Annotated in this window: 11 protein-coding genes; 6 read left to right on the top strand and 5 right to left on the bottom strand. The window is 69.6% G+C overall.

What is annotated here, in order from left to right; genetic code table 11:
• Window positions 1–6: 6 nt before the first annotated feature.
• From NI2_RS04475 to NI2_RS04455, 5 genes are all read right to left on the bottom strand, one after another.
• On the bottom strand, window positions 7–1,161 hold the full coding sequence (locus NI2_RS04475) for a hypothetical protein (RefSeq protein ID WP_133734019.1): 1,155 nt from the start codon (window positions 1,159–1,161) through the stop codon (window positions 7–9).
• 161 nt (window positions 1,162–1,322) lie between these two features.
• Entirely contained in the window at window positions 1,323–1,658 is a 336-nt protein-coding gene (locus NI2_RS04470; RefSeq protein WP_067486258.1) for an MmcQ/YjbR family DNA-binding protein, read from the bottom strand.
• Between the two features lie 11 nt (window positions 1,659–1,669).
• Entirely contained in the window at window positions 1,670–3,061 is a 1,392-nt protein-coding gene (locus NI2_RS04465; RefSeq protein WP_067486256.1) for a vWA domain-containing protein, read from the bottom strand.
• Window positions 3,062–3,064: 3 nt separating this feature from the next.
• The gene (locus NI2_RS04460) at window positions 3,065–3,979 is read right to left on the bottom strand and encodes an AAA family ATPase (RefSeq protein WP_067486254.1); all 915 of its coding nucleotides are present in this window, start codon (window positions 3,977–3,979) and stop codon (window positions 3,065–3,067) included.
• Window positions 3,940–5,223, bottom strand: a complete 1,284-nt coding sequence (locus tag NI2_RS04455) for a glutamate-5-semialdehyde dehydrogenase (RefSeq protein ID WP_255283997.1) — start codon at window positions 5,221–5,223, stop codon at window positions 3,940–3,942. The genes NI2_RS04460 and NI2_RS04455 overlap by 40 nt, the downstream gene beginning before the upstream one ends.
• A gap of 166 nt (window positions 5,224–5,389) precedes the next feature.
• Here NI2_RS04455 and NI2_RS04450 point away from each other — a divergent pair, with 166 nt between their 5' ends.
• From NI2_RS04450 to ligD, 6 genes are all read left to right on the top strand, one after another.
• Complete coding sequence (locus NI2_RS04450; protein WP_067486251.1) at window positions 5,390–6,265, top strand: ribokinase; 876 nt, start codon at window positions 5,390–5,392, stop codon at window positions 6,263–6,265.
• 103 nt (window positions 6,266–6,368) lie between these two features.
• Window positions 6,369–7,580, top strand: coding sequence for an RtcB family protein (locus NI2_RS04445; protein ID WP_067486250.1), 1,212 nt, complete (start codon window positions 6,369–6,371; stop codon window positions 7,578–7,580).
• Between the two features lie 61 nt (window positions 7,581–7,641).
• On the top strand, window positions 7,642–9,765 hold the full coding sequence (locus NI2_RS04440; RefSeq protein ID WP_067486249.1) for a RecQ family ATP-dependent DNA helicase: 2,124 nt from the start codon (window positions 7,642–7,644) through the stop codon (window positions 9,763–9,765).
• Between the two features lie 77 nt (window positions 9,766–9,842).
• Window positions 9,843–10,934, top strand: coding sequence for a methyltransferase (locus NI2_RS04435; protein ID WP_067486248.1), 1,092 nt, complete (start codon window positions 9,843–9,845; stop codon window positions 10,932–10,934).
• A 62-nt stretch (window positions 10,935–10,996) separates the two neighbouring features.
• The gene (locus NI2_RS04430) at window positions 10,997–11,386 is read left to right on the top strand and encodes a hypothetical protein (RefSeq protein ID WP_225281022.1); all 390 of its coding nucleotides are present in this window, start codon (window positions 10,997–10,999) and stop codon (window positions 11,384–11,386) included.
• Between the two features lie 64 nt (window positions 11,387–11,450).
• The gene (gene ligD / locus NI2_RS04425; protein ID WP_067486244.1) at window positions 11,451–12,410 is read left to right on the top strand and encodes a non-homologous end-joining DNA ligase; all 960 of its coding nucleotides are present in this window, start codon (window positions 11,451–11,453) and stop codon (window positions 12,408–12,410) included.
• Window positions 12,411–12,458 lie beyond the last annotated feature (48 nt).

Genomic DNA, 12,458 nt, shown 5'->3' with positions numbered 1-12,458 from the left:
CCGAGCTTAATAGGACCGCCACCATTCGTACGGATCGGAGGGCTCCGGGAACCGGGGCCGATCGGCTCGCCGTGGTCGCGGGCCCGCTTCGGCCGGTCGGTGCTCGGCCGTGCCCGACGCCTGGGCGCACATCTGGGCGAACTGACTGCGGGTGCGACGCAACTCCTCGACGTGGTGGGCGGCCGGGTCGGCGGCGACGAGGCGGTTCAGTTCGGTGAGCAGCACGTCCAGGGTCACCCACCACGGGCCGCGCAGCGTCCCGCCGGGGCCGCGTAGTTGCAGCCAGGCCGCCGCGCGCAGGCAGCGCGCGCGGGGCACGATCTTGTCCTGTTCACCCCAGAGACCGGCCGCACGCAGGTAGCCGCCGAGCGCCTCCGATTCCTGCCCGCAACATTCCCTTGCCACCGCCGCCGACCACAGCAGATCGGCGTGCCGGTGCCGCTCGGTGGGCGAGGCGGCGATCAGCCGGGCGGCCTCGGTGAACTGCCAGGCTGCCTCACGGTATCGGCCGAGGTGGTTGAGCGATTCGGCGAAGACCGCACGGACTCGCGCGAGCTCGCCGGGTGGGTAGCCGACTGCTGCCCCGCCGAGCAGCGCCTGGTCGAACGCCCGCACCGCCTCGGTATGCGATCGCGCCCGATGCCACGAGCGGCCCGCGACGATCCACAGATGTGTCGAGTCGGCCGGTGAGATCGGCGCCCAGTCGGCGGCGGCCGCGGCAGCCGCGCGGGCGACATCGCGAGCGCGACCGGGTTGGGCGGCGACAGCGGTGACCAGCCGTGTCCGTAGCTCCGCCCGCTCCCGTGCCCCGAGCTCCGCCGCGCCGACGACCAGGGCACGCCGCAACTGCGCCTCCGCCGCGTCGGGTGCGTCGATGAGGCGCGCCGCCGCGATCGTCGCGAGCTTTCGCGCGGCGCGGGCCAGCGAACCGGGCTCGAGAAGGCGGGCCGCCTCGGCGGCAGCCGAACCGGAGGCATTCACCTGACCGGCGGGAGCACCGACCCGGAGCTCGGCATCGTGGCCGGCGCCCTCGTCGATCGCCCCTCCGATCCGCGCGGCGTGGACGACAGGCCCGACGAGCGCGGCATGGGCGGCGGGTTCGGCTGGCGCGGCGGATTCGGCTCGAGCGTCATCGTTCTCGGCGGCGAACCGATCGCTCACCGGGCGGACCACATCCGCACGACACAGACGCGGGCGACGAATTCGATCTCGCGGTCCGATCCCCGATGTTCAGTTCGCCCGTCGCCGCGCGACGCCCCAGCCAGCATGGCGGTGATCTTGGTGGTTCGCCCCTACAAGTGGCTTAACGTCCGCTCAACGTTTCAGCGCTGCGGCCGTTTGGACTTCGGGAGTTTGGCGACGATCGCGTCGTAGGACGCGTCGATGAGTTCGCGTAGTTCGTCGTCGGGAACGGCGCCGCCGACACGAATGCTGTTCCAGCCGTAGCGGCCGATGTAGGCCGAGGTGGTGACATCGTCGGGGTAGATGGTGACCAGTTCGTCGGCCTCGGCGCGGTCTCGTCCGCATTTGAGACCGATCGATGTGCCCGCGCCGAGAAATGCGAACACCTTGTCGCCCACCTTGGCCACGGTGTCGCCCTCCCACGGTTCGTCTTCCCACGCACCGGGTTCGGCCAGGCAGTACGCCAATACATCCATCTCGCGGCTCCTCAGACGGGCAGCAGTTTCGACACGACGTCGGTGAGCTGGCGGGCCGACCGGCATTCGTGCATCTCGATCACCGCACCGTAGTCGGGTGCGGCCGAATCGCCTGTGCCCCAAAGATTGTGCGGTTCCGGGTTGAGCCAGTGCGCGTGTTTGGCGGTCTCGACCAGCCCGCGCAGCGTGTGCACCTGCGGGTTGCGGTAGTTGGTTCGGCCGTCGCCGAGGACAAGCAGTGACGTGCGGCTGGTGACGGCGTCACCGAAGTTGTCGGCGAAGCTGGTGAAGGCCTGGCCGTAGTCGGAGTGGCCGTCGGAGTCGATGACGGTGGACTGGGTGAAGATTCTGGTGAGCACGTCGTCGAGACCGGTCTGCGGGCCGAAGTAGTCGGTGACCTCGTCGGTGCGGTCGACGAACGCGAAGATCCGCACCCGGGAGAACTGTTCGCGCAGGGCGCTCACCAGCAGCAGGGTGAAGCCGCTGAAGCCGGCCACCGAGCCCGAGATGTCGCACAGCAGAACCAGATCAGGGCGCCCGGGGCGCGGTTTGCGCTGCACCAGGTCGATCGGCACGCCGCCGGTGGACATCGATGCCCGCAGGGTCTTGCGCAGGTCGATCTCGCCGCGACGGGAACGCTTGCGCCGCACCGCCAAACGCGAGGCGAGAATCCGCGCCAGCCGATGGGTTCCCCGGCGCAGATCGGCGAGTTCGCGTTCGGAGGCGCGCAGGAAGTCGGCGTCCTCCGCTTGCCGGGCGACCCCGTAGGTGGCGACCCGTTCCCGCCCGATCTGCTCGGCGACGCGGCGGTTCGTCTCCTCCTCCACGGTGGCGCGGAAGCTGGCGATGCGCATCCGCAGCAGGCGCTGCGCGATCTCGGCGTCCCGTTCGCTCGCGTCGGGCGGGAGGGCGAGACCGGCCAGCGCACGCGCCAGCAAGGTCTGCGGCGCAAGGTCTTTGAGCGCCTGGTAGGCGGAGAACGACGGCCCACGCGCCGACTGGTACCGCCCGAGCTGCTCCACCACCTGGGCGGCGAGCAGCTCGAGCTGGTTGCCGCTGTCGGGGGTGGCGAGCAATTCGGCGAGCTGTTCGCGCAGGGCGGGCAGATCGACACGCCCGTCGGGTGTGCGGGGCAGTTCGGGCGCCTCGGCACTGCGCTGCCCGACGGCGACCGGGAACCACAGGTCGAAGAGGCTGTCGAAGGTGGCGCGGTGGGTGGGCCGACGCAGCAGAGCGCAGGCCAGGCCCTCCCGCACCGCTTCCCGGTCGAGCAGGTCGAGCACGGTGAGTACCTGGCCGGCGTCGACGGTTTCCGACGGACCGACCGGCACCCCACGCGAGCGCAACGCCGCGACGAAACCCGCGACGTGACCACTGATGCCGTGGGGCGCGGGCGCGGTCATACCTCAGGCCAGTTTCAGCTCGGACAGTGCGCGCTGGTGGTCGCTGCGGTGCTTGAGCACCACGCCGAGCGTGGCCCGCACGGTGGCGTCGTCGAGATCCTGGGAACCCAGTGCGAGCAGGGTGTTGCCCCAGTCGATCGTTTCGGCCACCGACGGCAGCTTCTTGAGCTGCATGCCGCGCAGCACATGCACGATGCGCACCAGCTGCTCGGACACCACCGCCGACAGCTCGGGCACCCGGCTGGCCAGGATGCGGCGCTCGAGATCTTCGTCGGGGAAGTCCAGGTGCAGGTACAGGCAGCGACGCTTGAGCGCCTCGGACAGTTCGCGGGTGGCGTTGGAGGTGAGCACCACGAACGGCTTACGGGTGGCGGTGATCGTGCCGAGCTCCGGAACGGTGACCGCGAAATCGCTGAGGACCTCGAGCAGCAGACCCTCGATCTCGAGGTCGGCCTTGTCGGTCTCGTCGATCAGCAGCACCGTGGGATCGGTGCGCCGGATCGCGGTGAGCAGCGGACGCGAGAGCAGGAACTCCTCGGTGAAGACGTCGGCTTTGGTTTCGGCCCAATCGTTTTCGCTCGATGCCTGGATCCGCAGGATCTGCTTGGCGTGGTTCCACTCGTAGAGGGCGCGGGCCTCGTCGACACCCTCGTAGCACTGCAAACGCACCAGTTCGGCGTTGGCGACCTGGGCGACCGCGCGCGAGAGTTCGGTCTTGCCGACGCCTGCCGGGCCTTCGATGAGCAGCGGTTTGCCCAGCCGGTCGGCGAGGAACACCGAGGTGGCCGTGGCCTTGTCGGCCAGGTAGCCGGTGGTGGCCAGGCGGGCGATGACGTCGTCGACCGAGGTGAAGATCGGTTCCTGTACCAGGGTCACGGTCACACCGGCCGAGTCTGGCCGTCGCCCCACACGATCCATTTGGTGGAGGTGAGTTCGGGCAGGGCCATCGGGCCGCGGGCGTGCAGCTTCTGGGTGGAGATGCCGATCTCGGCACCGAAGCCGAACTGCTCGCCGTCGGTGAACGCGGTGGAGGCGTTGACCATCACGGCGGCGGCGTCGACGCGGGCGGTGAACTCACGCGCGGCGGCCAAGTCGGCGGTGACGATGGCCTCGGTGTGGCCGGTGCCCCAGGTGTTGATGTGCTCGACCGCGGCGTCGAGATCGTCGACGACCTTCACGGCGATATCCATGGTGAGGTACTCCTCGCCCCAGTCGGCATCGGTGGCGGGCACCTGACCGGGCAGGTCACCGTGAATGGTGACGCCGGCGTCCTCGAGTGCCTTGCTCAGCCGCGGCAGCGCGGTCTCGGCGAGGGCGGCATCGATGAGAAGGGTCTCGGCGGCGTTGCACACGCTGGGACGGCGGGTCTTGGCATTGAGCACGATCGCCTCGGCCATGTCGAGGTCGGCGGCGCTGTGCACGTAGACGTGGCAGTTGCCGGTGCCGGTCTCGATGGTCGGCACCTGCGCGTCGCGGACGACGGCATTGATCAGGCCGGCCCCGCCGCGCGGGATGACCACGTCGACCAAGCCGCGCGCCTGGATCAGGTGGGTGACGCTCGACCGGTCGTTGCTGGGCAGCAGCTGCACCGAGTCGGCCGGAATGCCCTGGGCGGTGAGCGCTTCGCGCAGGATCTCCACGAGCGCGGCATTGGAGTTCGCCGCCGAGGACGAGCCGCGCAGCAGCGCCGCGTTGCCCGATTTCAGTGCCAGGCCGAAGGCGTCGACGGTGACATTGGGCCGCGCCTCGTACACCATGCCGACCACGCCGAGCGGCACCCTGGTCTGCCGGATCTCGAGCCCGTTGGGCAGGGTGCTGCCGCGCACGACCACACCGACCGGATCGGGCAGGCCGGCGACCTGACGCAGGCCCGAGGCGATCCCGTCGATGCGGGCCTTGGTGAGCCGCAGCCGGTCGAGCAGGTTCTCCTGGGTGCCCGCCGCGCGGGCGGTCTCGATATCGGCGTCGTTGGCCGCGAGCACGCGGTCGGCCGCGGCGAGCAGCGCATCGGCCGCGGCGTGCAGTGCGTCGTTCTTCTGCGCCGTGGTGAGCTGAGCGAGCGCACGGGACGCGACGCGAGCCCTGCGGGCGGCGTCGTGCACCGCTGCGCGGATGTCGAGCTCGGGGGTCACTTCTACCGTCATGGGTATCAGCGTACGCATTGTGCCTGTTTCGCTCGACGCCACCCGTGACCCGGAATGTGGCTCCGACCGGCAGCGGGACCGAGTTATCCACAGGGTCTTGCGGGCAGGCGCCCCGCAACTCGACCACTGACGCCGAGTCGCAAGCGGGCACCGCACAACGCCGTCGCCGCTAGATTCGAGGTTTATGAACCACTCCGCCGCACCGACCGTCGTGGTGTTGGGCAGCGTCAATATGGACCTGGTCACCACTACCGCGCATCGGCCCGCCCCCGGAGAAACCGTGCTCGGCTCCGGCTTCGCCACGGTTCCGGGCGGGAAAGGCGCCAACCAGGCGATCGCGGCGGCCCGCTCCGGTGCCGACGTGCGTTTCCTCGGCGCGGTCGGCGACGACGCCTTCGGCGCCACCCTGCGCGCGACCCTCGACGGCGCGGGCATCGACACCACGCTGCTGCGCACGCTCCCCGGGCCCAGCGGGGTAGCGACGATCGTGGTCGATGGCGACGGCGAGAACAGCATCATCGTCGTGGCCGGTGCGAACGGCCGGATGACCGACCTGACCGAAGCGGAGCTCGCGGCGATCGAGGCCGCCGACATCCTGCTGTGCCAGCTCGAGATCCCCCTCGAAACAGTCACAGCGGCCGCACACCACGCCGGATCCGCAGGCACCCTCGTCGCCCTCAATCCCTCCCCCGTCCAGCCGCTGCCCGCGCGACTGTGGGCCGATGTCGACCTGGCGATCGTGAATTCACTGGAATACGAACAGTTCTCGTCGACCTTGGGACCGGTTGCGCACGTGGTGCGAACCCTGGGCGCCGACGGTGCGGTCTACCGTGGCGGCGACACGGAACTGGTCGCCGGTGGGCGTCGTGTCGACGTGGTCGACACGACGGGCGCGGGTGATGCCTTCACCGGCGCCCTCGTAGCAACCTGGTCGCAGGGCGCGGCCGCCGCTCTGAACTGGGCGAACACGGCCGGTGCGTTGGCGACCACTCAGCTCGGCGCCAGCGCGTCCATCCCCGGACGGGAACAGATCGCGGCCGCGCTCGCCGAGAATCGCTGACCTGCGGTGGCGAGCGTCGGCACCGACCGCCGCGTTGTAAATGGGGTGCGCCGCCCACGATACGGCCCCTACCGTTGGTATTACACCAAGGAAAGGACCGACCATGTTTCCCGTCGAGCTGCGCGGTACCCGAGCGCAGACGCTCATGTGGGCAGACGAGCACCAGATCGAGCAGGCCGCACTGAAGCAGCTCCGCAATATCGCGGAACTGCCCTGGGTGCACGGGCTGCGCGTGATGCCGGATGTGCACCTGGGCAAAGGCGCGACGGTCGGTTCGGTCATCGCCATGCGTGACGCGGTGGCTCCTGCCGCCGTAGGTGTCGACATCGGATGCGGCATGGAGAGCGTGAAGACGGACCTGACGGCGGCGGATCTGCCTGACGACCTGCGTTCGCTCCGCTCGCGGATCGAACAGGCGGTGCCGGTGGGGTTCAGTGCGCACAAGGAGGCGGTGAACGTCACCGCGCTGCACGCCGGGTCGCACGGGCAGTCCGCGCGCACCAAGGGATGGGACCGGTTCTGGCGTGAATTCGGCGAGCTGCACCCTGGTGTTTCCGCGTTGGAGTCCAAGGCGCACAAGCAGATCGGATCGCTCGGCGGCGGCAATCACTTCATCGAGATCTGCCTCGACCAGGACGACGCCGTGTGGATCCTGCTGCACTCCGGCTCGCGCAATATCGGCAAGGAGCTGGCGGAGCGGCATATGGCGATCGCGCGGGCGCTGTCGCACAACCAGTCGCTGCCCGATCGGGATCTGGCCGTTTTTCTTTCCGGGACACCGGAGATGGACGCCTATCGCCGGGACCTCGCCTGGGCCCAGGAGTACGCGGCGCGCAATCGCGCGGTGATGCTGTCGCTGGTGTGCCGGGCGGTGCGGGACGAATTCGGTGAGCGGCCGGTGCGGTTCGAGGAGCCGATCAGCTGCCATCACAACTATGTGGCCGAGGAGGTCATCGACGGCGTGCCGATGCTGGTGACCCGCAAGGGCGCGGTGCGGGCGGGGGCCGGTGAGTTGGCGCTGATTCCGGGGTCGATGGGCACGCGCTCCTATGTGGTGCGCGGCAAGGGCAACCCGCTGTCGTTCCAGTCGGCCTCGCACGGTGCCGGACGGCGGATGAGCCGCAACGCGGCCAAGCGGCAGTACACCGTCGCGGACCTGATCGCCCAGACCGAGGGCGTGGAGTCGCGCAAGGACGCGGGCGTGGTCGACGAGATCCCGGCCGCGTACAAGGACATCGACGAGGTGATCGCGGCCCAGACCGATCTGGTCGACGTGGTCGCGACCTTGCGTCAGGTCCTGTGCGTGAAGGGGTGACTCGACGGGCGGTCTGTATCGCCGATCAAACCTGTCGGTGGGGTGGGGCAGCATAGGGCCCATGACCACAGCGGCAGGTAACGACGTGCTCGACCTGATGGCTTCCGACCTGCGCGAACGCGCCGAGGAGCTGCTCCGCGACCTCGCCGGGCCGCAGGCCCGGCTACGCGAGGACCAGTGGACGGCGATCGAGGCGCTCGTCGTGCGGCGCAGCCGGGCGCTGGTCGTCCAGCGCACCGGCTGGGGTAAGTCCGCGGTGTATTTCATCGCGGCCAAACTGCTGCGCTGGGCGGGTCGGGGGCCGACAGTGATCGTGTCGCCGCTGCTCGCCCTCATGCGCAACCAGGTGGCCGCCGCCGAACGGGCGGGGGTGGTGGCGGCCACCATCAACTCGGGCAATGTCACCGAGTGGGACGAGATCCATCAGCGGGTCGCCGAGGGTGCGGTCGATGTGCTGCTGGTGAGTCCGGAACGCTTGAACAATCCCGACTTCCGTGATCAGGTGCTGCCGAAACTCGCGGCCGATGCGGGGCTGGTCGTGATCGATGAGGCGCACTGTGTGTCGGATTGGGGTCACGATTTCCGTCCCGATTACCGCCGTATTCGCACCCTCATCGCCGACCTCGGCACCGACGTGCCGGTGCTGGCCACCACGGCGACCGCCAACGACCGGGTCGTCACCGATGTGGCCGGGCAGATCGGCACCGACACCCTCGTGTTGCGGGGCACCCTGGATCGCGAGTCGCTGCACTTGTCGGTGGTCCGGTTCGACGACGCGGTGCAACGCACGGCATGGCTCGGCGCCCACCTCGATCGGATGCCCGGTTCCGGCATCATCTACTGCCTCACCGTCGCCGCGGCGAACGACCTGGCCGACGTGCTCGCCACCCACGGGCACACCGTCGCCGCCTACACCGGCCAAACGGACCCGGCCGAACGCGAAGCGCTCGAGGCTGCGCTGCTGAACAACGAGGTCAAGGCCTTGATCGCGACCTCGGCACTCGGGATGGGCTTCGACAAGCCCGATCTCGGTTTCGTGGTGCACGTCGGGGCGCCGTCCTCGCCGATCGCCTACTACCAGCAGGTCGGCCGCGCCGGGCGCGGCACCGACCGCGCCGAGGTGGTGCTGCTCCCCGGCCCGGAGGACGCGCGCATCTGGAGTTACTTCGCCTCTGTTGCCTTCCCCCGTGAACACATCGTGCGCTCGGTGCTCGCAGCCCTCGACACGGATCGGGCGATGTCGACGGCGGCGCTCGAACCGCTCGTGGAGCTGAACCGTTCGCGGCTCGAGATGGTGCTGAAAGTGCTCGACGTCGACGGCGCGGTTCGCCGCGTACGCGGCGGCTGGCTGTCCACCGGTCAGAACTGGACCTACGACACCGAACGCTACGAACGTCTCGCCGCCGCCCGCGACGCCGAGCAGCAGGCGATGATCGACTACCAGTCGACCACGACCTGCCGGATGACGTTCCTGCGCCGCCAGCTCGACGACCCCGGCCTCGACGGCCTGGCCACCGCCGAGCTCGACTGCGGCCGCTGCGACAACTGCACCGGCACCCGTCCCGACACCAGCGTCGACGACGTCGCGATCGCCGCCACCCGGGCGCGGCTCGACCGCCCCGGCCTCGACCTCGCCCCGCGCAAGCAGTGGCCGACCGGCATGGCGAAACTCGGAATCCCGTTGTCGGGCAAGATCACCGGCGGCGCCGAGACCGGGCGTGTGCTCGGCCGGCTCACCGATCTGGGCTGGGGCCAACGCCTGCGCGCCCTGCTCGACGGACCCGACGCCCCGGTACCCGACGCGGTGTTCGACGCCTGCATCGCCGTACTGCGGGACTGGGACTGGTCGGCCCGCCCCACCTCGGTCCTGGCCCTGGAATCGCCGCGCTACCCCCAGCTCACCACCAGTCTCGCGCAGCGACTCGCCCAGATCGGGCGACTCACCGACCTGGGCACCCTGCACGCGCGCCCCGACCGCCCCCCGGTCTCGGCGGCGAACTCGGCCCACCGCGTCGCGGGGTTGTTCGACTACTGGGAGGTGCCCGACCTGTCGCAGGTGGACGGACCGATCCTGCTGGTCGACACCCTCACCGACACCGGCTGGACCATGACTGTCGCCGCCCACGCCCTCCGGACGAGCGGCGCGGACGCGGTGCTGCCGTTCGCGCTGGCCACGCCGACCTGATCCACTCCCGCCCAGCGCGTCCGATCCCGTACTCTCAGCACGTACGCGCAGGTCGAACGGCCGACGATGGAGTCGTGATGACGTCGAAGAAGCTGCCCCCGATTCCCGTGGTCCACGCGTTCGACCGGGTGCGCGACGCGCTGGCCAGACTCCACCGGCGGCTCGTCCCCGGCCATATCGCGCTGCTGGAACTGCAGTTCGCGGGATTTCTCTCCCAGGCCATCAGCACCGCCGCCGAGCTCGGCATCGCCGACCAGCTCGCCGACGGCCCGCGCACCTCGGCGCAACTGGCGAGCGCGCTCGAGGTGGACGAGGACGGACTACGCAGGCTCCTGCGGCTGCTGGTGAGCTACGAGGTGTTCGCCCAGCGCCGCGACGGCAGATACGCCCTGACCCGCATCGGTGAGGCGTTGCGCGGCGACGCGGCGGTGACCATGCGTGAAGTGGCCCGGTTCTTCGGCTCCCCCTACCACCGCAACCACTGGACCCATCTCGGCGATGCCGTCCGCACCGGCGAGGCGGTCGGCCAAGCGCTGGAGGGCGCGAGCTTCTTCGAATACGCCGCGCGCAATCGTGCGGTGGGCGACCTGTTCGACCGCGCGATGACCAGCATCGGCACGCTGTCGATCGAACCGCTGCTCGCCGCCTCCGACTTCGGCCGGTTCGACACCGTCGTCGACGTCGGCGGCGGACGTGGCAGTCTGCTCGTCGAGATCCTCCGCCGGCATCCCTCGACCACCGGGGTGGTGTTCGATCTGCCCGGCGTGGTCGAGGATCTGAGCTCCGATCTCGCGGCAGCCGGACTCGGGCGACGCTGCACGGTGGAAGCGGGCTCGTTCTTCGAGGCCGTGCCCGCGGGCGCCGACGCCTATCTGCTCAAGAACATCGTCCACGACTGGTCCGACGAGCACGCCGAACGCATCCTGCGCACCGTCCGCGCCGCGATGGGCCCGGCCGCGACCCTGCTGGTGATCGAGCTGGTGCTGCCCGAGCATCATCGGCCGCACCCGGGCAAATTCGTCGATCTGGAGATGCTGGTCAATACCGAGGGCGGCCACGAACGCACCGAAGCCGAGTTCCGCGCCCTGCTCGACCGCAGCGGTTTCACGCTGACGCGCACGGTGGAGACCGTGGCGCCGGTCTGTGTACTCGAGGCCGTCGCGCGCTGATCGGGGCCGACACGCCGTCGCCGATTGTGTGTACGGCCGGTGAGCAGTGTTTCAATGCGGCTATGACCAGGACCACATTTGCTCGAACCCTGATGGCCGTCGCCACGGGCTGTGCGGCCGGCTTCACCCTTTTCACCGCCCCTGCCCAGGCGACGAACGAGAACCCGCTCGATTGCTCCGGCGTGCCGGGCGCCCAGGCCGCCGCCGACCGCGAAAGCGCACGGCGCGGCATCGCCATCACCCCGCTGTGCTTCAGCGGCGGTCTCTACAGCGGCATCCACGCGGGCATCCCGCTGGCCGTGCTCAACCCGTTGACGATGCCCGGCACCAACACTGTGTGCGTCGCCGAACGCGAAACCGTCGAGGCGGCGGCCAAATTCGAATGGACCGAGCAGGTGCATGTGATGCCGATGTGCATCCAGCACCGGGCCTTCGGGGTGTACGAGCTGTAGCCGCGGCGCCACGCGGGTCCGCTACCCGGCCACGGGGCGGGCCCGCTCGTCTATCGTTGCGCGTGTGGCCAAGTCTGCGGCTCCGGCGGTCGAACTGCCGGTGGGTGAGTACACGGTACGGGTCAGCAATCCCGATCGGGTGTACTTCCCCGAGCTCGGCGTGACCAAGCTCGACCTGGTGAACTATTACCTCAGCGTCGGCGACGGCATCGTCAACGCGCTACGCGACCGGCCGTGCATGCTGCACCGCTTCCCCAAAGGGCTGGCCGGTGACAAGGTCCATCAGAAACGGTTGCCCGCCGGTGCGCCCGACTGGATTCCGACCGTGCGGGTGTACTTCCCGCGCTACGGCAGGCACGCCGACGAACTCTGTGTCGAGAAGCTCGCCGACGTCGCGTGGGCGGTGCAGATGTCCACCGTGGAGTTCCATCCCTGGAATTCCCGCTCGACCGACACCGAGTCACCCGACGAATGGCGCATCGACCTGGATCCCATGCCCGATTGCCCGTGGTCGCGGGTGCAGCGCGTCGCCGGGGTGGTGCACGAGGTCCTCGACGAGTTCGGCGCCGTCGGCTGGCCGAAGACCTCCGGCGGTCACGGCCTGCACGTCTACGTGCGGATCGCGCCCGAGCACGGCTTCCAGCAGGTGCGCCGGGCGGCGCTGGCCTTCGCCCAGGAAGTCGAGCGACGCGCGCCCGACGACGTGACGACCGCATGGTGGCGGCGCGATCGCGACCCCAAAGCCCTGTTCGTCGACTACAACCAGAACGCGCGCGACCACACCATCGCCGCCGCCTATTCGGTGCGTGGCGTTCCCGAGGCCACCGTGTCGACACCGGTGCGCTGGGACGAGATCGACTCCATCCATCCTCGTGATTTCACGATCCGGACCGTCCCCGCCCGCTACGCCGAACTCGGTGACATCCAGGCCGACATGGACGATGCAGTCTTCGACATCACGCCACTGCTGGAACTCGCCGACCGCCACGGCGTGGACGAACCTGTCGATCTCGACGAATCGTGAGGTCCTGGCTCGACGCGGTCCCGGCGGTCCGGGAGAATCGGAACTCTG

Origin of the sequence: Nocardia ignorata NBRC 108230 (assembly GCF_001612905.1) — a bacterium.
Lineage (GTDB): Bacteria > Actinomycetota > Actinomycetes > Mycobacteriales > Mycobacteriaceae > Nocardia > Nocardia ignorata.
Note: the sequence above shows the minus strand (reverse complement) of the source record. Positions and strands in the feature narration are given on the sequence as shown.

What these genes read in the sequence shown, in the direction of transcription:
- NI2_RS04470 (WP_067486258.1), bottom strand. Translation starts at nt 1,658, where the DNA reads ATGGATGTATTGGCGTACTGCCTGGCCGAACCCGGTGCGTGGGAAGAC.
- NI2_RS04465 (WP_067486256.1), bottom strand. Translation starts at nt 3,061, where the DNA reads ATGACCGCGCCCGCGCCCCACGGCATCAGTGGTCACGTCGCGGGTTTC.
- NI2_RS04460 (WP_067486254.1), bottom strand. Translation starts at nt 3,979, where the DNA reads ATGGATCGTGTGGGGCGACGGCCAGACTCGGCCGGTGTGACCGTGACC.
- NI2_RS04455 (WP_255283997.1), bottom strand. Translation starts at nt 5,223, where the DNA reads ATGCGTACGCTGATACCCATGACGGTAGAAGTGACCCCCGAGCTCGAC.
- NI2_RS04450 (WP_067486251.1), top strand. Translation starts at nt 5,390, where the DNA reads ATGAACCACTCCGCCGCACCGACCGTCGTGGTGTTGGGCAGCGTCAAT.
- NI2_RS04445 (WP_067486250.1), top strand. Translation starts at nt 6,369, where the DNA reads ATGTTTCCCGTCGAGCTGCGCGGTACCCGAGCGCAGACGCTCATGTGG.
- NI2_RS04440 (WP_067486249.1), top strand. Translation starts at nt 7,642, where the DNA reads ATGACCACAGCGGCAGGTAACGACGTGCTCGACCTGATGGCTTCCGAC.
- NI2_RS04435 (WP_067486248.1), top strand. Translation starts at nt 9,843, where the DNA reads ATGACGTCGAAGAAGCTGCCCCCGATTCCCGTGGTCCACGCGTTCGAC.
- NI2_RS04430 (WP_225281022.1), top strand. Translation starts at nt 10,997, where the DNA reads ATGACCAGGACCACATTTGCTCGAACCCTGATGGCCGTCGCCACGGGC.